Consider the following 17,862-nt stretch of genomic DNA (forward strand, 5'->3'; position numbering starts at 1 on the left):
CATATCCGTTAAAGCCGGATGTCCTCTCGCTTCAGTCGGGCGCCGACTCGTAGTTATGCGCGACATAAGCGCTGCTGCCGTAGCGCCCCGCGAGCGCGGTATTGGCGGTATGCAATGCGACGCTGTTGAGCAGCACGCCCGTCACGCGTGCGCCGGTTTGATTGAGGCGCTTGATCGATTCCTTGATTTCACCGACGCGCGTCTGCCCGTAAGACGAAACCAGAAAGATGCTGCCTGCGGCCGGCGCAATGGCGCCTGCATCGGATACGGCGAGCACGGCCGGCGCGTCGACCAGCACGATGTCGTAGGCCTTCGATGCCTCGTCGATCACTTCGCGATACTTCGCTCGCAGAAGCAGTTCGGCCGGCGTCGACGGATAAGGACCGCCTTGCAGCACATCGAGGTTCGGAAACACCTGGCGATTCACGGTGGCCTCAAGCGTGCGGTTGCCCGCCAGCATGTCGGCGAGACCCGGTCCCGGATCGAGCCCGAACTGCTTGTGCAGATAACCCTTGCGCAAGTCGGCGTCGATCAGGAGCACGCGCGTGCCGCCCGAAGCCAGCACGGTGGCGAGGTTCGCCGAAAGGAACGACTTGCCCACGCCCGGCAGCGGCCCGGCGATCATCACGACGTTGTTGCGCGCGCCGACCAGCGTGAATTGCAACGCGGAGCGCAGGATGCGCAGCGCCTCCACGGTCGGATCCTTCGGGAACTGCGCGGCGAGCACGGCCTGACGCGGCGCGGAACCACCGATGGCGGTCGTCAGCGCAGCTTGCCGCGCGCTCTTCGGAATGGTTGCGAATACGGAAAGGCCCGTCTCGATCTCGATCTCCTGCGTGTCCGTGACGCCACGGAAGACGCGATCCAGAAGCATCGCGAGTCCGATGCCGAAGAAGAGACCGAGCACGAGCGCGATGGCGAGCGCCAGTAGCTTGACTGGCTTGACCGGTTGTTCAGGCACGTCGGCGATATCGATCAGTTGCACCGATGCCGCCTTGCCCGCCTTGATGAGCATCATCTCTTCGATGTTGTTGCGCAGCGCCGTATAGAGATCGGTATTCACGCGCACGTTACGCAAGAGGCGCAGTGCGCCTTGCTCGGCCATCGGCATCGAGCGGGTGCGGTCGTTGAGTTTTTCGAGGAATTGCTGAGTCGCGGCGATCTGCCGGTCCACCGCGACTACACGCGGATGCGAAGGCGAGAAGGTCGTGGCGAGATCGTCGCGGGTATGGCGCAAGGCCAGCAGTTGCCCGTTGGCGTCGGCTGTCTGCTTGAGCAGCAGACGGTTGGCTTCGTCCGAATCGAGCAGCGAGTTGGCGTCGCGGTACGTGTTGTACGCGTTCTCCGCTTCTTCCATCTGTTGCTTGAGCACGGGCAACTGGCGCTGCAGATAAGTGAGCGAGTTCTCCGCGATCACCGCCTTGCGGTCGCCGTTGAGACGCACATACTGCCGCCCGATCTCGTTGATGGTCGCGGCCACTTGCACGGGATCGGCGCTTTCCAGCGTCGCCTTCAGCACGCTCGACTTGTTGCCTTGTTCGCTGATCTTGAGCTGGTTTTGAATCGCGTCGATGGTCAATTGACGCGAGTAATGATTGACGTTGAAGCCGGCGCCAGGATTGCCCTTGAGCGAAGAGACGAAAAGCCTGACCGGCCCCTTGGCGGTTTGCGCTTCCAGAATCTCGCCCACCCTGCCCGTCACGGGCGCGCCGAGCGCCGGGTGGCCGAGCGTGTATTCGCCGTCGCTGCCGGCCGTGAGCAAAAAGTTCTGGCCTTCGAGCGAGCGCGGCACGTCGAAGTCCGTGACGCTGATGGATTCGTCGCCCCAGGTGTAATGGCCGAAGCCGAAGAGGCCCGGCTCGGATAGCGAGCCGTCGTGATGAACCAGACGGCTGCCGATGAAGGGCAGGCGCAACGGCCGCGCGCTGATATAGAGCTTGAGTGCGTCGACGGCGCGCGAGACGACGAGCTTCGAACCCAGCACCTGAATTTCGCCTTCAGCGGAAGAGCGGTCATCGAGTGTCGGCAACATATTGCTTAAAGGGTCGCCAGCGCGTGAATTGGAAACGTCCTTGTTGTCATCCACCTTGATGAGAATGGCGGATTGGAAAATCGGTGGACTTAGATAGGCATACGCGGCGCCAATCAATAGCGCGAGACAAACCACCGTGCTAATAAGAATGCGGTGGTTAATAATCGTATCAATCAGCGCAGCGAAAGGGATTTCGTCATCGGATTCAACGCCGGCTTCTTCAGACGATTTATCACTCGCAATCATGTGAGCAGATCCCGAATCTTATGGTTAATTCAAACGAGGCTTGAAGACGACATGCTGGTAACGGCCTGCCGAGCCGTCTCGCGAAGGTGCCGCCGATCGATATGGACCGTGAGAGAGGCGAGGATTGTGCGTGTCGCAACCGTATCAGCGGGTAGGTTGCTGGTATGCGCGGAAGCCCACATATCCAATCGTGGTGCATGCCAGCCTTCAAAAATTCATGCGGATTCCTGAAGGCGATTATCTGGCTTGGTGTTTCCCGGTGAATGGCTTGTGACAAGCCGGAGAAAATCAGTATTGGGATTTACACGTACAAGCCTGATTGCGTGATTATCTTCAGGCGAATTTATAAGGCTTTGATAAGCGTAATGACTTGTTCAGATTTAATACGCTATACAAACCCGCGCCAATTTGTTTTTGATTAGGGAAAACCAGTGTCGGGAATAGCGGACTGAAAGTCGATGCGCTTGGGCATCGACCTGGTTCCAGTCGATGCCCAAGGAGCACGATTACTTACCCCCGGCCCCCACCGCCACTTCTTCATCGCGTTCCCATCCGCCGCCAAGCGCAAGAAACAGCGTGACCTGATCCTGCGCAACCTGCGCTTCGGCCGCTGCCACTTGCGCGGCGACGCTCGTCAAGGTGCGCGTGGCGTCGAGATCCGAGAGAAAGGATTCGCGTCCCGCCGAATACAGCCGATGCGTTTCATCGGCCGATTCGACCGCCGACTTGTACGCGGTGCGCAACGCGTCGGCGCGCGTGGTGTCGGACGCGTAGTTCGCAAGCGCGCTTTGCGTTTCGCGCAGCGCGTTGAGCACGACGCCGTCGAAATGCGCGAGCGCGCCGCCGGATGCCGCCTCGGCCTGGCGCACGCGCGCACGCTGACCGTTGATCGGAAAGTTCCAGTTGATGAGCGGACCGAAAGCCCACCGGTTGGTCGAGGCGCCGAGCAAGTCTTCGGCAACGCCCACCGACCCGACCGATGCCCCGAAACTCACCGATGGATAAAGCGCCGCCGTCGCCACGCCGATACGCGCCGTCGATGCCGCCAGTTGCCGCTCCGCCTGCCGCACGTCGGGTCGGCGTCTGAGCAGCGCCGCGCCGTCGCCGACCGGAATCGGCTGCCGCACATGCGGCGCCTTCTTGCAGGCGAGCGTGGCACGCGGCAATTGCGCGGCAGGACGCGCGAGCAGCATGGCGAGCCGATACTGCGCCACGCGGCGACGCGCCACATAACGCGGGATGTCGGCGGCGAGCGTGTCGGACTGCGTTTGTCCGCGCGTGACCTCGGACTGATTGCCACGGCCTGCATCGCGCAGACGCTGCGAAAGCGTCACACGCTGCTTCTGCAAGGACAGCGATCGTTGCGCGATGCCGAGCTCTTCGGCGGCCGCGCACGAATCGACATACGCGCGCACGACATCGGCGACCACGGTGATGCGCGCGAGATCGAGCGCGGCTTCGATGGCTTCGTCATCGGCATTGGCGGCTTCGACACCGCGCTTGAGCTTGCCGAAGAGATCGAATTCATAGGAGACGCTCAGGTCGAGCACGCCTTCATTGACGACCGGAAGCTTTTCGGTCAGCAGATACTGCTCCGCCGATTCCTGCGCGCGCTGAAACCCCACCGACGACTTGGACGAGAAGCCGCCTTGCTGATTGGCGAATTCCACTTCGGCGCGCGAACGCGCGAGATTCGCCGCCGCCACGCGCAGATCGGAATTCGAAAGCAGCGCTTCGTTGACGAGCTCGTCGAGCGCGGGATCGTCGTAGAGACGCCACCACTTCGCGGGCACCGTGCCTTGCGTGACGGGCGCTCGATCGGCTCCATCGATGGCGGCATTCGCGTAGTCCCGGTTGACGACCGCGCCGTCGGGCAGCTTGTAATTCGGCCCGACGGTCATGCAGCCGGCAAGCGCGAGCGTCGAAGCAAGAAGCGTGAGGCCGCAGCGCTTGAGCAGCTTGGGACGCTTGGGTCGCTTAGGCATCGAGATGACGCGGTGTTTCATCGCGAAGCACCCGAAGCACCCGAAGCCGCATGCGCCGCCACCGGCGATGCAGGCGCGGTGGCCTGAGCGGGCACGGTGTTCGAAGCGGGCCGCGCGCCGACCGTCGGGCCGATGCCGCGTACCGAAACCGTCGCCGTGCGTCCCGCGATCATGCGGAAATCGGCGGGAATCTCATCGAGCGTCACGCGCACGGGGATGCGCTGCGCGAGTCGCACCCAGCTGAACGCAGGGTTCACGTTCGGCAGAAGACTCGAGCTTTGCTGACGATCGCGATCCTCGATTGCCGCCACGATGCTCTGCACATGACCGCGCAGCAGATTCGGCTCGCCCATCACCTTGATATCCACCGGTTGGCCGATGTCGATGCCATGCAGCTTGGTCTCTTCGAAGTAACCATCGACGCGGAAGGAGTTCATATCGACCACGGACAGCACGGCGCGGCCCGAGGCGACGTATTCGCCGACTTTCGGCGCGCGGTCGTTGAGATAACCGTCGACCGGGCTCAGCACTTCGGTGCGCTGCAGATTGAGCCGCGCGGTATCGATGGCGACGTCGGCATCCGCGAGCGCGGCAGCGGCCTGTTCGACGCGCGAATGCGTTTCTTCCACGACCTCGCGCGCAACGAGATTGCCGAGCGAGCGATTGCGCACGTCCTCGCGCTTCGCCTGATCGAGCGTGGCGCGGCGTTGTTGCGCGGCGGCTTGCGCGTTGCGCAGTGCGAGCGTGTAGCGCGCCTGATCGATCACGAAGAGCACGTCGCCGCGTTTGACTTGCTGATTGTCGACGACCTTGACATCGGTGATGAGACCGGCCACGTCCGGCGCGACCTGAATGACGTCGGCGCGCACGTGGCCATCGCGCGTCCAGGGCGCGAACATGTAGTAATCGACCAGCTTCCACAGGACCGCGCCTGCAATTGCGACGACGATGAGCGTGAGCAGAATCTGCCCGACGGAGAACCAGGTTTTTTTCACGGGATGAGCCGATGCGAAACGACGACGACAAGCCCCAGCACCAAGACGTAGATGCCGAGATCGAAAACGGAGCGATGCCACACGAAACGATAGAAGCCCACGCGTGCGAGCACCGTGCGAATCACGAGGTTCACCAGATAAGCGATGAACATGAGCACGAGCACGGCGGGCACGAAGACGCCGAGAATATCGATTTCGCCGATCATGCGAGTCGATCCGAAGAGAGCGTTCGAGACGGCATCACGCGGGTTCCTGACGTTCGTTGGCGGGTTTATCGACAGCGGGCGGATGCAGCGAAAGCCGGATGCCGACGAGCGCATGCAGCGTATCGCGCAACGAACGCTCGCCGCGCGACGCGACGGGCGCGGCTTCTTCCGCGACGCTGTTGGCCGCCACGACTTGCCGCGCGGCGGCGTCGATGGTCTGAATGAGCGTGCCCGGTACCGGCTGACGCGCGCGCCGTTCGAGGCAATGCTGGAAATACTGGCGAACGCCGGCGAGTACATCGTCGATGGACGATTGCACTTCCACCGACATCTTGCGGCGCGCGCGGCGCAGATCGAGCGCGTTGAGCGCCACGCGAAAATCGCGGAAACTTTCGATGGACGGATGCCGGTGCGCATCCGTTGCGGCGAGACGCGGCAGCACCTGCATCAGCCGGTCGAGCATGCGCGAGTAGAAGTTGCGCTGGTCGTGAAAGGCTTCGGGCAAGGTGCTCCTGACGATATCGCGCCACGCCGAGCGCGTGAGCCGCGCGACGGCCAGTTCCGCGCCGAAGGGCCGCGTTACGCGCGTCCAGACGAAGGCGAACAGAAGTCCCGCGACGCCTGCCAGATTGCTGTTGAGAAACACGAAGAAGTCCGCTTCGTAGGCGCTTTGGATGCTGATGAAGGTCGCCGTGTTGACGGCCACGAGCATGGTGACGAGATTGAAGCGCGGCCGCGGAATCAGCGTGCCGATGATCAGGAACGGTATCGCGAAGATCAACACGAGCATGGCGAAGTCGTGCACGTGCGGCAGCACCGCGAACACATAGAGACCGGCCAGCACCACGCTCATGCAGGTGGCGAGAAAGAACGCGAACACTTGGGGCGCGGGTTCGTCGAGCGCCGCGAAGAAGCAGCAGGCGACAGCGGCGAGCGTCACGGCGCCGGCTCCGTCGTTCCAGCCTGATTCGATCCACAAGCCGCACGCGACGATGATCGCGCTGACCGCCACGCCCGTCGAGAAGAGCATCATGCCGCGATCGAAGAAGCGCGCGGTGCCGCCAAGACGCCAGTGACGAAAGCGCGGTTGCCATTCGTGAGTGTCGTTCAGGATGGCGAGGCGCAAACTGCGGATGTCCTGCCATACGTCGATGACTTGCGTGAGCCGCCAAAGCGCGCTGGAGAGCAACGCGCCGTTCTCGCTCGCAAGTCCTTCGGCGGATGGCCGCATGGCTTCGGCGCGGGCACGCAGCGCATCCGGCATGCGCGCGAAGGCTTCGACGGCGGTCGGCTCGGCGGAATCGGGCATGGGCGCGGCGACCCACGCAGCCACGTCTTGCAGCAGCGCCTGCAACTCCGGCGTGCCCGCGCCGCGTTTATCGATCAGTTCGATGAGCGGGTCGGCCATCGACGAGATCAGCGGCAAGAAAATCTGCATGCGTCCTTGCAAGGCGCGCGCGCGGCTCACGATATCCGGCCGCGTATGGTCGTAAGTCAACTGGCTCAACAGCACTTCGAGGCCGTTGACCGTAGCGGCGAGCCGTTGCCGCGCCGCCGAGATGGCCGCCCCCGCGAGCCGCCCGGAGAGCGATTCGCTCGCGTAGAACGCGGCGTCGCGAAACCACGCGTCGGTGCGCTCGACGAGCGTCGGCGCGAGCCGGCTCGGAAACACCACGGAGCCGACGATGCTCGCCACCACGATGCCGAGCAGAATCTCTTCGGTGCGCGAGATCGCGAGATCGAACACGGTGGCCGGGTTCAACACGGAAGGCAGCGCGATCAGCGGCAGCGTATAGCCCGCGAGCAGGAACACGTAGCTGCGCGCGGTGCGGTCGAACATGGAGAGAAAGAGCAGGGAGCCCGTCCATAGCGCGACGATCACGCTGAACAGAAACGGCGACTCGACGAACGGCGGCACGATCAGCACCGCGCCCGCCGCGCCGATAGCCGTGCCGAGCGCGCGATACAAAGCTTTCGAGCGCGTCGCGCCGACGAACGGGTTCGAGACGATATAGACCGTGGCCATTGCCCAGTACGGGCGCGGCAGTTCGAGCGCGAGGCCGATATAAAGCGCGATCATCGCGGCGGCGAAGGTCTTGCCGGAGAAGAGCCACTCGCGCGCGGACGGGAAGTTCATGGCGTGCGCGCTCCGCTCTTGCCGTCATCGCGTGCGGGCACGGTGTCGAGCGTGGCGCTGAACGCGTTGAGCACGCGCAGCGTGGTTTCGAGGTCCTCGCGGCTCACGCCCTTGAGCAGCCGCGCGCGCAGCGACATCAGGCGCTCTTCCATGCGCGCGGTGACGGCGCGGCCTTCGTCGGTGAGTGTGATGGTCTTGGCGCGCTTGTCTTCGGGGTCTTCGTCGCGCCGCACGAGTCCGGCCGCGCATAGCTGGTCGAGCAGACGCACGAGCGACGGTCCCTCGATACCGACATGCTCCGCGAGGGTCACTTGCCGCACGCTCTCACCGAGCCGGTTGGCCGTGAGCAGCGGAACCGCGCACGCTTCAGAGACGCCATAGGACGCGAGCACGCCATGACTCGTACGCCGCCAGCGCCGCGCGGCAAGTACGAGTGTGCTGCTGACGGAGCGGCGCAGAAGGTCGAGATGGCTCATGGGGCGCGATTATATCGGCAGTTTTATTCGTTAGCGTCCTATCGATCAAAAATATCGCGGCACGCTCGTGTTATCTTTTTTGTCTCTTCATCGCGCGGGAAACGTCATGCCGATCGCCTATCTCCGGGGCCTGACTTCGCCCAGCCGCACGCAGTCGGCCAACCGCCGCCTCGGTTGCGCGCTGGCCTTCGTGGCGGGCGCGGCCAATGCGGGCGGCTTTCTCGCCGTGGGCCAATACACCTCGCACATGTCGGGGCTGGTGTCGTCGATCGCGGATAATTTCGTGCTCGGGCAAGCGGCGCTCGTGTTCTCGGCGATGAGCGCGGTGCTCGCGTTCGTCGCGGGAGCCGCGACTTCCGCGTTGCTCATCAACTGGGGACGCCAGCGCGCGGCGCATAGCGTGTTCGCGGTTCCGCTCGTCCTCGAAGCTTGCCTGCTGCTGGTGTTCGGCGTGCTCGGCGCGAATCTGGAGGCGCATCGTTTCTGGGACGTGCCGATGACCGTCATGCTGCTGTGCTTCGTGATGGGCCTGCAGAACGCGATGATCACCAAGATATCGAAAGCCGAGATTCGCACGACGCATGTGACGGGGCTCGTCACGGATATCGGCATAGAGCTGGGCAAGAGTCTGTATTGGAACCGGCGCGTCGGGCGCGACGACGAGCGCTATGTGCGCGCCAATCATGCGCGGCTCGCGCTCTTGAGTTCGCTTTTCGCGATGTTCATCGCGGGCGGCTTTGCAGGCGCGGTAGGCTTCGCGCATCTCGGGTTCATCGCGACCGTACCGCTTGCGGCCTTGCTGCTGCTCTTTGCGGCGGTGCCGGTGATGGACGATTTATCCGCTGGCCTGAGACGGGCGCGGAAGTAGTCACACTAAAACGGAGACGTTGCATGATCAGGATCGGGACGTTGAGCCTTTTGGCAACGGCCATTTTTTCCATCGGCGCGAGCCAAGCGGCGAATGCGGCGGCGGCGAGCGACAAGGCCATCAGGCAGACGGTCGATCGCACCATCGAGCCCTTGATGGCGCGCAATGGCATTGCGGGCATGGCGGTGGGGATCGTACTCGATGGCAAGACGCATATCTATAACTATGGCGTGGCGTCGAAGGAAGGCGCGAGGCCCGTCACGCGCGATACCTTGTTCGAACTGGGATCGGTGAGCAAGACGTTCACGGCGACGCTCGCTTCCTATGCCGAAGTGACCGGCCATCTCTCTCTCGACGATCACGTGAGCCGCTTCGTGCCGTCGCTGCGCGGCAGCCGTTTCGGCGACGACGTGACGCTCGTCGAACTCGGCACGCACACGCCGGGCGGCTTGCCGCTGCAAGTCCCCGACGACATTCACGACAACGCGCAACTGATCAAGTATTTCGAGGCGTGGAAACCTTCGTGCGAGCCGGGCACGTGCCGCACGTATGCGAATCCGGGTATCGGCATGCTGGGGTTCATCGCGGCGAAGAGCATGAATGCCGATTTCGATCAGCTCATGCAGCAGCGCATCTTTCCGGCGCTGGGATTGAAGAACACGTTCATCGACGTGCCGCCTTCGCGCAAGCACGATTACGCGCAAGGTTATGCGAAGGACGGCGCGCCCATTCGCATGGCGCCGGGCGTGTTGTCGTCGGAGGCTTATGGCGTGAAGTCGACTGCTGGCGACATGACGCGCTTCTTGCTGGCCAACATGAACGAAGCAGGACGTATCGATGCAAAGCTGCAACGCGCGATCGTCGCCACGCATACGGGCTACTTTCAAACCGGGCCAATGACGCAGGATTTGATCTGGGAGCAGTATCCGTATCCGGTCGAACTGCAGGCGTTGCTCGACGGCAATTCATCTTCGATGGCGCTGGAAGCGCATCCCGCCACGCGCCTCGACCCGCCGATGAAACCGCGTCAGGACGTGTGGATCAATAAGACGGGTTCGACCAACGGCTTTGGTGCTTATCTGGCATTCGTGCCGGAAGAGGACGTGGGCATCGTGTTTCTGGCGAACAAGAACTTCCCTATTCCGGAACGCGTCGCGGCGGCGCATGCGATCGTCAAGGCGCTGGATACCGTGAAGTAGGTAACAGATGCGCTGCATCGCGAGAAGCGCATCGACGTCCATAAAGGCGCGTGGGGTTGAGCCGATACCCACGCGCTCAGAACATCACCGTCACGATTACCGTATCGCTATGACTGCCTGGCGGCCGGGTCGGTTGCGAAGTCGATATTCGACGCCGCAATTATTTCTCCGAACATGCGTGTGATTGAAAGCGGGCCTGTTACTCTGCCGCTCCTGCTCACTTGACGACGTGCGGGAAAAAATCCTGAAGCTATTGATTCATTGTATTTGTTTAGGTAATTTTCACCGGTTGGTTAAGCTGGCTCACCTTTGGCGCCGATGTTCGGCGTGCTTGGCATTTCGTCTTTACAAACGCTGGGAATTCCCCTATTTCTGAAGACGGCGCGGCGTCACCTCTAGAAACGCGCCGCCGTTCATCGCGCGAAAGGGTTTCGCCGTCCTCATTCAGAATTCGAAACGATAAACGGAACTGTTGCCATGACCCGAGGATTCACCCGGAAGCTTTTCTGTCTCTTTGCACTTGCTTGGTTGTCCACCTCGCTTGCTCTCGCCTGTACGCGCGCGCTGTATGTCGGCGACAAACTCACCATCACGGGCCGCACGATGGACTGGTCCGAAGACATGCGGTCCAACCTTTGGGTGATGCCTGCCGGCATCGAGCGCGATGGCAACGCCGGCGAGCGTTCCACCAAATGGAAAGCGAAGTACGGGAGCGTGGTGGTATCGGGCTACGACATCGGCACCGTGGATGGCATGAACGAACGCGGACTCGTCGCGAATGCGCTTTATCTCGCCGAGAGCGACTACGGCAAACCCGACCCGAAACGCGATCCGCTCTCCATCAGCCTGTGGGCCCAGTACGCGCTCGACAATTTCGCGACGGTCGCGCAAGCGGTCTATGTGCTGAGCCGCGAGCCGTTTCAGATCATCGCGCCGCCTTTGCCGGACGGCAAGCCGCTCACCATCCATCTGGCGCTCTCGGACGCGCGCGGCGACTCCGCGATCTTCGAGTACATCAAGGGCAAACTGATCATCCATCAAAGCAAGCAGTACAAGGTGGTGACGAATTCACCGGCGTATGAAGACCAGCTCGCCATCGACGCATACTGGAAAGGCGTCAGCGGCACGGCGTTCCTGCCGGGCACGAACCGCGCGGCGGACCGCTTCGTGCGCGCGTCGTTCCTCATGAATTCGATCCCCAAGCAGGCCGACCCGAACTACATGGCGGGCGTGCCGCAGAAGTCGTATTCGTTCCAGGCGGCGGCAAGTGTGATGAGCGTGATGCGTTCGGTGAGCGTGCCGCTCGGCATTCGCTCCGACAACATGCCGAATCTCTCGTCGACGATCTGGCGCACGGTGTCCGACCAGACCAACCTCGTCTATTACTTCGATTCGGCCACGCGCCCGGACACGTTCTGGGTGTCTCTGAGCAAGGTCGATCTGCGCCCGGGCGCGCCGGTGAGGAAGCTGACCATTGACGCGGGCCAAGTGTTCTCGGGCGAGACGGCGGATAAATTCGTGACGACGCCGTCGTTCACCTTCCTGCCCGCGAAAGCGCAGTGACGCCCGTGCGGCGTCCCTCCATCTCAAAATCGAGGCCGGCGCTGCGTCAGCGGTTAAAATAGCCAGCTTTTGCCCTGGTCATATCGTGCAAGCCCAGACGCGCACGGCGCTCAGCGGCCCGGCGCTCGTGCGTCTGCTGGCACGCATCGCCAACCTAGATGTTCACGAACCCGCCGCATCGCTTTCGGACCGCCTGAGCCAATGGCTCGGCTGGACCGATGCGATCGCGCTTTCGACCGCGCTCGCCGATGCGCCGCCGGTGCCTCTCGTGCCAATGCACTCAGGTGCGCACGCGCTGGAAGAAGCCTGCATGCGCATGCGCGCGTCGCTGGTGAATGCCGTCGCGGGCGGCGTGAAGCCTACACCCGGACGGCATCGCGCACGCGTGCCGACGCCACCTCCGGACGATCTTTCGCTCGACTTTGCGGCGTTCCGCCAGCGCTATGTGTCCTTGCAGCAGACCATGGAAACCGACATCGGCCTGTTGCGCGGCCGCTTGCGCGCGGCGCTTGCGGCGCAATCGCCCAATCTGGCGCGTCTCGCCGCCGTCGATGCCGTCATGGAACAGGCGTTGAGCGCACGCGAACGCAGCCTGCTCGCGCAAGTGCCCGTGTTGCTCGGCAAGTATTTCGAGCGCATGAAGCGCACAGCCGCGGACCAAGCCGCGCCCGTGTCGAATGCCTGGCTCGAGGCCTTTCGCGACGACATGCGCCACGTCTCGCTCGCCGAACTCGAAGTCCGTTTTCAACCGGTCGAAGGGCTGCTTGCCGCCCTTCGAACCCGCTAAAGCCACGCCATGCCTCGCTATATCCTGAATGTCGCCGTCTTTCTCGCTGGTCTTGCCGCCGTTTGCGGAATCGCCATTGGCTATGTCGGCTCGAATGCGCTCGCGTTTTGCGTCACGCTCCTGATCGGCGCGTGCTACCTCGCGGGCACGGCCGAACTGCAGCGCTATCAGCAAACCACCTATGCATTCGCGCATGCGCTGCGGCAACTCGCCGTCACGCCGAAGAGCCTTGCCGTCTGGCTCGAAAGCCTGCCCGTGGGTCTGCGCAATGCGGTGCGCTTGCGGGTCGAAGGCGAGCGCGCCGCGTTGCCGGCGCCTGTGCTTGCGCCATATCTCGTCGGGTTGCTCGTGTTGCTCGGCATGCTCGGCACGCTGCTCGGCATGGTCGTGACGCTGCGCGGCACCGGCGCGGCGCTGGAAAGCGCGACCGATCTTTCGGCGATCCGCTCGTCGCTCGCGGCGCCGGTCACGGGCCTTAGTTTCGCGTTCGGCACATCGATCGCGGGTGTCGCGACATCGGCCATGCTTGGCCTGCTTTCAGCGCTGTGCCGCCGCGAACGGCTCGACGCCGTGCAGACCCTCGACCTCAAGATTGCGACGACACTGCGCGTATTTACAGAGACGCATCGGCGCGAGGAAGGCCTGAAGCTGATGCAACGGCAGGCCGAACTCATGCCGAAGCTGGTCGATCGCCTGCAAGCGATGATGCACGCCATCGAACAGCAGAGCATCGCGGCAAACGAGCGGCAACTGACCAATCAGGATGCGTTTCATGCCAAAACCGAGACTTCGTATCGGCGGCTGGCGGCATCGGTGGAACAGTCGTTGAAGCAGAGCGTCGCCGACAGCGCGCGCGCCGCGAGCAGCGCGCTGCAACCGATCATGCAATCCGCCATGGACGGCATCGCGGGCGAGACGGCAGCCTTGCACGGCAAGATCGAACAGGCCGTGGCGCGGCAGCTGGATGGCTTGTCGAGCGGCTTCGAGGCTTCGTCGGCGAAAGTCGCGGGCATCTGGCAAGACTCGCTCGATAAACATCGGCAGTCGAATGAAGCGCTCGTCACGCGCATGGGCACGTCGCTCGACGGCTTCGCGCAGGGCTTCGAAACGCGCTCGGCCGCGTTGCTCGAAGGCGTATCGGCGCGCATGGAACGCATCACGAGCGGCTTCACGACTTCGGTGACGGAGATCGCGGAGCACTGGAACCAGTCGCTCGCCGGGCATCGAAAGTCGAACGAGGCGTTGATGACGGGAACGCGCGCCGCGCTCGATGGTCTTGCCGAAACGTTCGAGCAACGCGCGGCTGGTTTGATCGAAGGCGTCGCCGCGCGGCTCGACCACACGTCATCCACGCTCGCCGAAACGTGGAGCGAAGCGCTCACGCAACAGACGCGCACCGGCGAGCATCTCGCCGCGCAACACGAGCAGGCGTTGCTTAAAGCGACGGCGAGTTTCGAGGAACACGCCGCTTCGCTGCTGCTCGCCGTCGATCGATCGCACGCCGGTTTGCGCGACGAGATCGCATCGAACAGCGAAGCGCGCCTGAACGCCTGGACCGATGCGCTCGCCACGCTCGCCGCCAACCAGCGCGAACAATGGCAAGAGACGAGCGCGTTCGCCGCCGAACGTCAGCAGAACATCTGCGACACGCTCGCGCGCACCGCGAGCGAGATGGCCGCCGATGCCGAGAAGCGCGCGAGCGGCACCATCGCGAAGATCGAAGGACTGGTCGCGGCGGCATCGGAAGCGCCGAAGCTCGCCGCCGATGTGATTGCGCAGATGCGCGAGAAACTCAGCGAATCCATGGTCCACGACAATGCCATGCTGGACGAGCGCACGCGCTTGCTCGCCACGCTCGAAACCTTGCTCGATGCGGTGAATCACACGTCGAACGAACAGCGCGTGGCCGTCGATGCGCTCGTCGCTTCGTCATCGGACCTGCTCGCGCGCGTCGGCACGCAGTTCACCGACAAGGTCGAGGCAGAGACCATCAAACTCGAAGCGGTCGCGGCGCAAGTCACGAGCGGCGCGCTCGAAGTCGCGAGTCTCGGCGATGCGCTCGGGGGCGCCGTGCAGTCTTTCGGCGCATCGAACGAACTGCTCGTCGCGCATCTCAAGAGCATCGAGGCCGCGCTCGACAAGTCGCTCGCGCGCAGCGACGAACAGCTTGCCTATTACGTGGCGCAGGCGCGTGAGGTGATCGATCTGAGCACGCTTTCGCAGAAGCAGATCGTCGAAGACCTGCAGCGTATCGCGGGGCAGCGCGCCGCCGGAGCGAAGGCCGCATGAACGAGGAGATCGATGGCGGCGTGGAGGCCGCCGCGCCCATCTGGGCTGCGTTCGCCGATCTCATGTCGGTACTGCTGGGCGCGTTCGTGCTGATCCTGGTCGGCGTCATTGGCGTGCAGTTGCAACTGTCGACGCGGCTGGAAAACGAAGTCAAGCAGCGGCAGATGGAAACGCAGCGCCGCAAGACGCTGGAGCAGGCGCTGGCTGGCCCGCTCGCGTCGGGGCGCGTGACGCTGGTGAACGGGCGCATCGGCATTAGCGGCAGCGTGTTGTTCGCGTTGAATTCCGATCAGTTGCAGCCGCAAGGGCGCGATGTGCTCAAGAGCCTTGCAGGACCGCTTTCCGCTTATCTCGGTTCGCACGAAGAGATTCTGATGGTGAGCGGTTTCGCCGACGATCAGCAGGTGCACGAAGGCAATCGCCGCTTCGCCGACAACTGGGAACTCTCGGCCAAACGCGCCTTGACGGTGACGCGCGCGCTGATCGACGCGGGTGTGCCATCGTCGTCCGTATTCGCGGCGGCGTTCGGCTCCGAGCAGCCGATCAGTTCCAATGCCGACGATCTGGGTCGCGCGAAGAATCGTCGAGTCGAGATTTCAGCGGTGCCGCGGCCGACCAACGGCGGAGTGAAGCGGTGACTGAGCGCTCGCAAGCACGCGCAATGCTCGATGAATGGCGCGTTCAGGGCGATGATCGCGTGAGTCCGCTGCGCTTCGCGTTCATCGATTCGCTCGAACGGAGAGCGAGCGCGCAGCGTGGCGAGGCGCGTCGTTTGCTCGATGCGCGCTTGCAGACCTTGCTCCATGACTACGCGCGAGAAGTCCAACTTGCCGCGCCTGTCGAGCCGTCACGAAAGGTTGAAAGCACGCCGCTCGCCGTGCTTGTCGCCGACATGAATGCGCGCGTGGCGCATGCCTCACAGAGCGAATTGCTCGAATACTTCCGTGAAGTGTGGGCCCGACTCAGCGCCGAGCAGCGCCTGAACGAGTCTCTCGCGCGGGTGCCGAAAAACGCGGGTCCGCTCAATTCGAGCAGTCTGGTGCATCGTTCGCTTGCATTGATGCGCGAAGTTTCACCCGCTTATTTGCAGCACTTTCTTGCGTATCTGGACGGGCTTTCGTGGATGGAAGAAATGGCGGGCGATGCACCCGCCGTCAAGAAACCCATGCGGGGCAAGGCGGCTCGCGGTTGAGCCGCGCCCGCCCGCATTCGTGCCGTTAGCCCAACCATCCTTTGATGGTTTCGCTCATCACGCTGGTGGAAATGCCATAACGGTCATGCAAGGTCGGTAATGCGCCGGCATCCAGAAACGCATCGGGCAGGGCGATCTGCTTGAACGGCGGCGCGACGCCAGCGTTCAGCAACGCGGCAGCGACACCTTCGCCAAGCCCTCCGATCACCGTGTGATTCTCGGCCACGAGCACGAGCCGTCCCGAACGCCGCGCTTCGCGCACGATGGTCTCGGTGTCGAGCGGCTTGATGGTCGGCACGTGCAGCACCGCGACATCCACGTTGTCGGCTTCGAGCGCCTTCGCGGTTTCCAGCGCGCGCATGGTCATGATCCCGGACGAGATCATCAGCACGTCGGCGCCATCGCGCAGAAGCTTCGCCTTGCCGAGTTCGAACTGATAGTCGTATTCGTCGAGCACGGCGGGCACGTTGCCGCGCAACAGGCGCGCGTACACCGGGCCTTTGTGCGCGGCGATGGCGGGCACCATCTGCTCGATATCGAGCGCGTCGCACGGATCGATCACGGTCATGTTGGGCATGGCGCGCATCAACGCGAGGTCTTCGGCGGCCTGATGGCTCGGACCGTAACCCGTGGTGAGCCCCGGCAATGCGCAGACGATCTTCACATCGAGATTGTCTTCGGCGATAGTCTGGTGGATGAAGTCATACGCGCGCCGCGTCGCGAATACGGCATATGTCGTGACGAACGGCTGCGCGCCTTCATGCGCGAAGCCGGATGCCGCGCCCATCAGCAACTGCTCGGCCATGCCCATCTGGTAGAAGCGCTCGGGAAACTCCTTCGCGAAGATATGCAGGTCCGTGTATTTGCCGAGGTCGGCCGTCATGCCGATCACATTGCTCTTGGTGCGTGCGAGTTCCACCAGCGCGTGTCCGAAAGGCGCCGAGCGCGTGAGCTGTCCTTCGCTCGCGATGGACGCGATCATCGCCGATGTCTTCAGGCGCGGCTTTTGTGTCAGCGTATCGCTCATGCTTGTCTCCCTTGTTCAAGTGCCTGCAGCGCCAGTTGCCATTCGTCGGCATCGACACGGATAAAGTGGTTCTTCTCGCGCTCTTCGAGAAACGGCACGCCGCAGCCCATGCGCGTATCGCACACGATGATGCGCGGCTTCGCTTCCTTCAAATTGCGCGCGTTATCGAACGCTTGTTTGACGGCGTCGATGTCGTTGCCCGTCACGCGCTGCACATACCAGCCGAACGCTTCGAGCTTCGGCACGAGCGGCTCGAACGCCATGATCTGCGTCGAGGGTCCGTCCGCCTGTTGATTGTTCACGTCGATCATGGCGATGAGGTTGTCGAGCTTCCAGTGCGATGCCGACATCAGCCCTTCCCAGATCGCGCCTTCGTCCAATTCGCCATCGGAAAAGAGCGTGTAGACAAAAGACTTCGATCCTTTACGCTTGAGACCGAGGCAACGGCCGACCGCGATCGTGAGCCCTTGTCCGAGGGAGCCGCCCGACATTTCCATGCCTGGCGTATAGCTCGCCATGCCGGACATGGGCAGACGGCTGTCGTCGCTGCCGTAGGTCTCGAGTTCCGCTTGCGGCAGGATGCCCGCTTCGAAGAGCGCAGCGTACAGCGCGATTGCATAGTGACCGTTGGACAAGAGGAAGCGGTCGCGCTCTTCCCATTCGGGATCTTCGGGGCGATAGTTCATCGCGCCGAAGTAAGCGACGGCCAGCACGTCGGCGATATCGAGCGCCTGGCCGATATACCCTTGACCTTGCACTTCGCCCATCAACAACGCATTGCGGCGGATACGGTAGGCACGCTCGGCGAGCGTGACCTCTTCGATGACTGCACTACTCATGATGTTTGTCTCCTTGAAAAA

15 protein-coding genes are annotated in these 17,862 nt (G+C 63.1%); 7 read left to right on the forward strand and 8 right to left on the reverse strand.

The features are described from left to right. Positions 1-31 precede the first annotated feature (31 nt). The 6 genes from LDZ28_RS25285 to LDZ28_RS25310 all read right to left on the reverse strand — a co-directional run bounded on the left by LDZ28_RS25285 (position 32) and on the right by LDZ28_RS25310 (position 8,077). Positions 32-2,278, reverse strand: coding sequence for a polysaccharide biosynthesis tyrosine autokinase (locus tag LDZ28_RS25285; RefSeq protein WP_244830154.1), 2,247 nt, complete (start codon positions 2,276-2,278; stop codon positions 32-34). A gap of 506 nt (positions 2,279-2,784) precedes the next feature. Beyond that, positions 2,785-4,263 (reverse strand): efflux transporter outer membrane subunit, encoded by a 1,479-nt coding sequence (locus tag LDZ28_RS25290; RefSeq protein ID WP_255784717.1) that lies wholly within the window; start codon positions 4,261-4,263, stop codon positions 2,785-2,787. 17 nt (positions 4,264-4,280) lie between these two features. Beyond that, a complete protein-coding gene (locus LDZ28_RS25295) occupies positions 4,281-5,258 on the reverse strand; it encodes an HlyD family secretion protein (RefSeq protein WP_244830155.1) in 978 nt (325 codons plus the stop codon). Then, complete coding sequence (locus tag LDZ28_RS25300; protein ID WP_244830156.1) at positions 5,255-5,464, reverse strand: DUF1656 domain-containing protein; 210 nt, start codon at positions 5,462-5,464, stop codon at positions 5,255-5,257. Before LDZ28_RS25300 ends, LDZ28_RS25295 begins: the two co-directional genes overlap by 4 nt. 34 nt (positions 5,465-5,498) lie before the next feature. Next, complete coding sequence (locus tag LDZ28_RS25305) at positions 5,499-7,601, reverse strand: FUSC family protein (RefSeq protein ID WP_244830157.1); 2,103 nt, start codon at positions 7,599-7,601, stop codon at positions 5,499-5,501. After that, positions 7,598-8,077, reverse strand: a complete 480-nt coding sequence (locus LDZ28_RS25310) for a MarR family winged helix-turn-helix transcriptional regulator (RefSeq protein WP_244830158.1) — start codon at positions 8,075-8,077, stop codon at positions 7,598-7,600. The genes LDZ28_RS25305 and LDZ28_RS25310 overlap by 4 nt, the downstream gene beginning before the upstream one ends. A gap of 106 nt (positions 8,078-8,183) precedes the next feature. Here LDZ28_RS25310 and LDZ28_RS25315 point away from each other — a divergent pair, with 106 nt between their 5' ends. From LDZ28_RS25315 to LDZ28_RS25345, 7 genes are all read left to right on the forward strand, one after another. Further along, the gene (locus LDZ28_RS25315) at positions 8,184-8,945 is read left to right on the forward strand and encodes a YoaK family protein (RefSeq protein ID WP_244830159.1); all 762 of its coding nucleotides are present in this window, start codon (positions 8,184-8,186) and stop codon (positions 8,943-8,945) included. A 23-nt stretch (positions 8,946-8,968) separates the two neighbouring features. Then, a complete protein-coding gene (gene ampC / locus LDZ28_RS25320) occupies positions 8,969-10,144 on the forward strand; it encodes a class C beta-lactamase (RefSeq protein WP_284503438.1) in 1,176 nt (391 codons plus the stop codon). Between the two features lie 477 nt (positions 10,145-10,621). Next, the gene (locus LDZ28_RS25325) at positions 10,622-11,707 is read left to right on the forward strand and encodes a linear amide C-N hydrolase (RefSeq protein ID WP_244830160.1); all 1,086 of its coding nucleotides are present in this window, start codon (positions 10,622-10,624) and stop codon (positions 11,705-11,707) included. A gap of 82 nt (positions 11,708-11,789) precedes the next feature. Next, positions 11,790-12,494: a DUF3348 domain-containing protein gene (locus LDZ28_RS25330; protein ID WP_244831038.1), complete on the forward strand. Its 705-nt coding sequence runs from the start codon at positions 11,790-11,792 to the stop codon at positions 12,492-12,494. 9 nt (positions 12,495-12,503) lie between these two features. Next, positions 12,504-14,783, forward strand: coding sequence for a DUF802 domain-containing protein (locus LDZ28_RS25335; RefSeq protein ID WP_244830161.1), 2,280 nt, complete (start codon positions 12,504-12,506; stop codon positions 14,781-14,783). Further along, entirely contained in the window at positions 14,780-15,421 is a 642-nt protein-coding gene (locus LDZ28_RS25340; protein WP_244830162.1) for an OmpA family protein, read from the forward strand. The genes LDZ28_RS25335 and LDZ28_RS25340 overlap by 4 nt, the downstream gene beginning before the upstream one ends. Then, the gene (locus LDZ28_RS25345) at positions 15,418-15,975 is read left to right on the forward strand and encodes a DUF2894 domain-containing protein (RefSeq protein ID WP_244830163.1); all 558 of its coding nucleotides are present in this window, start codon (positions 15,418-15,420) and stop codon (positions 15,973-15,975) included. Before LDZ28_RS25340 ends, LDZ28_RS25345 begins: the two co-directional genes overlap by 4 nt. 25 nt (positions 15,976-16,000) lie before the next feature. Here the strand turns inward: LDZ28_RS25345 and LDZ28_RS25350 are convergent, their stop codons facing one another. After that, a complete protein-coding gene (locus LDZ28_RS25350; RefSeq protein ID WP_244830164.1) occupies positions 16,001-17,002 on the reverse strand; it encodes a transketolase family protein in 1,002 nt (333 codons plus the stop codon). Further along, a complete protein-coding gene (locus tag LDZ28_RS25355) occupies positions 16,999-17,841 on the reverse strand; it encodes a transketolase (protein WP_244830165.1) in 843 nt (280 codons plus the stop codon). Before LDZ28_RS25355 ends, LDZ28_RS25350 begins: the two co-directional genes overlap by 4 nt. Between the last annotated feature and the right edge of the window lie 21 nt (positions 17,842-17,862).

The sequence above is a fragment of the Caballeronia sp. TF1N1 genome (assembly GCF_022878925.1).
Taxonomy (GTDB): domain Bacteria; phylum Pseudomonadota; class Gammaproteobacteria; order Burkholderiales; family Burkholderiaceae; genus Caballeronia.

What these genes read in the sequence shown, in the direction of transcription:
- LDZ28_RS25285 (WP_244830154.1), bottom strand. Translation starts at nt 2,278, where the DNA reads ATGATTGCGAGTGATAAATCGTCTGAAGAAGCCGGCGTTGAATCCGAT.
- LDZ28_RS25290 (WP_255784717.1), bottom strand. Translation starts at nt 4,263, where the DNA reads ATGCCTAAGCGACCCAAGCGTCCCAAGCTGCTCAAGCGCTGCGGCCTC.
- LDZ28_RS25300 (WP_244830156.1), bottom strand. Translation starts at nt 5,464, where the DNA reads ATGATCGGCGAAATCGATATTCTCGGCGTCTTCGTGCCCGCCGTGCTC.
- LDZ28_RS25305 (WP_244830157.1), bottom strand. Translation starts at nt 7,601, where the DNA reads ATGAACTTCCCGTCCGCGCGCGAGTGGCTCTTCTCCGGCAAGACCTTC.
- LDZ28_RS25310 (WP_244830158.1), bottom strand. Translation starts at nt 8,077, where the DNA reads ATGAGCCATCTCGACCTTCTGCGCCGCTCCGTCAGCAGCACACTCGTA.
- LDZ28_RS25315 (WP_244830159.1), top strand. Translation starts at nt 8,184, where the DNA reads ATGCCGATCGCCTATCTCCGGGGCCTGACTTCGCCCAGCCGCACGCAG.
- ampC (WP_284503438.1), top strand. Translation starts at nt 8,969, where the DNA reads ATGATCAGGATCGGGACGTTGAGCCTTTTGGCAACGGCCATTTTTTCC.
- LDZ28_RS25325 (WP_244830160.1), top strand. Translation starts at nt 10,622, where the DNA reads ATGACCCGAGGATTCACCCGGAAGCTTTTCTGTCTCTTTGCACTTGCT.
- LDZ28_RS25335 (WP_244830161.1), top strand. Translation starts at nt 12,504, where the DNA reads ATGCCTCGCTATATCCTGAATGTCGCCGTCTTTCTCGCTGGTCTTGCC.
- LDZ28_RS25340 (WP_244830162.1), top strand. Translation starts at nt 14,780, where the DNA reads ATGAACGAGGAGATCGATGGCGGCGTGGAGGCCGCCGCGCCCATCTGG.
- LDZ28_RS25350 (WP_244830164.1), bottom strand. Translation starts at nt 17,002, where the DNA reads ATGAGCGATACGCTGACACAAAAGCCGCGCCTGAAGACATCGGCGATG.
- LDZ28_RS25355 (WP_244830165.1), bottom strand. Translation starts at nt 17,841, where the DNA reads ATGAGTAGTGCAGTCATCGAAGAGGTCACGCTCGCCGAGCGTGCCTAC.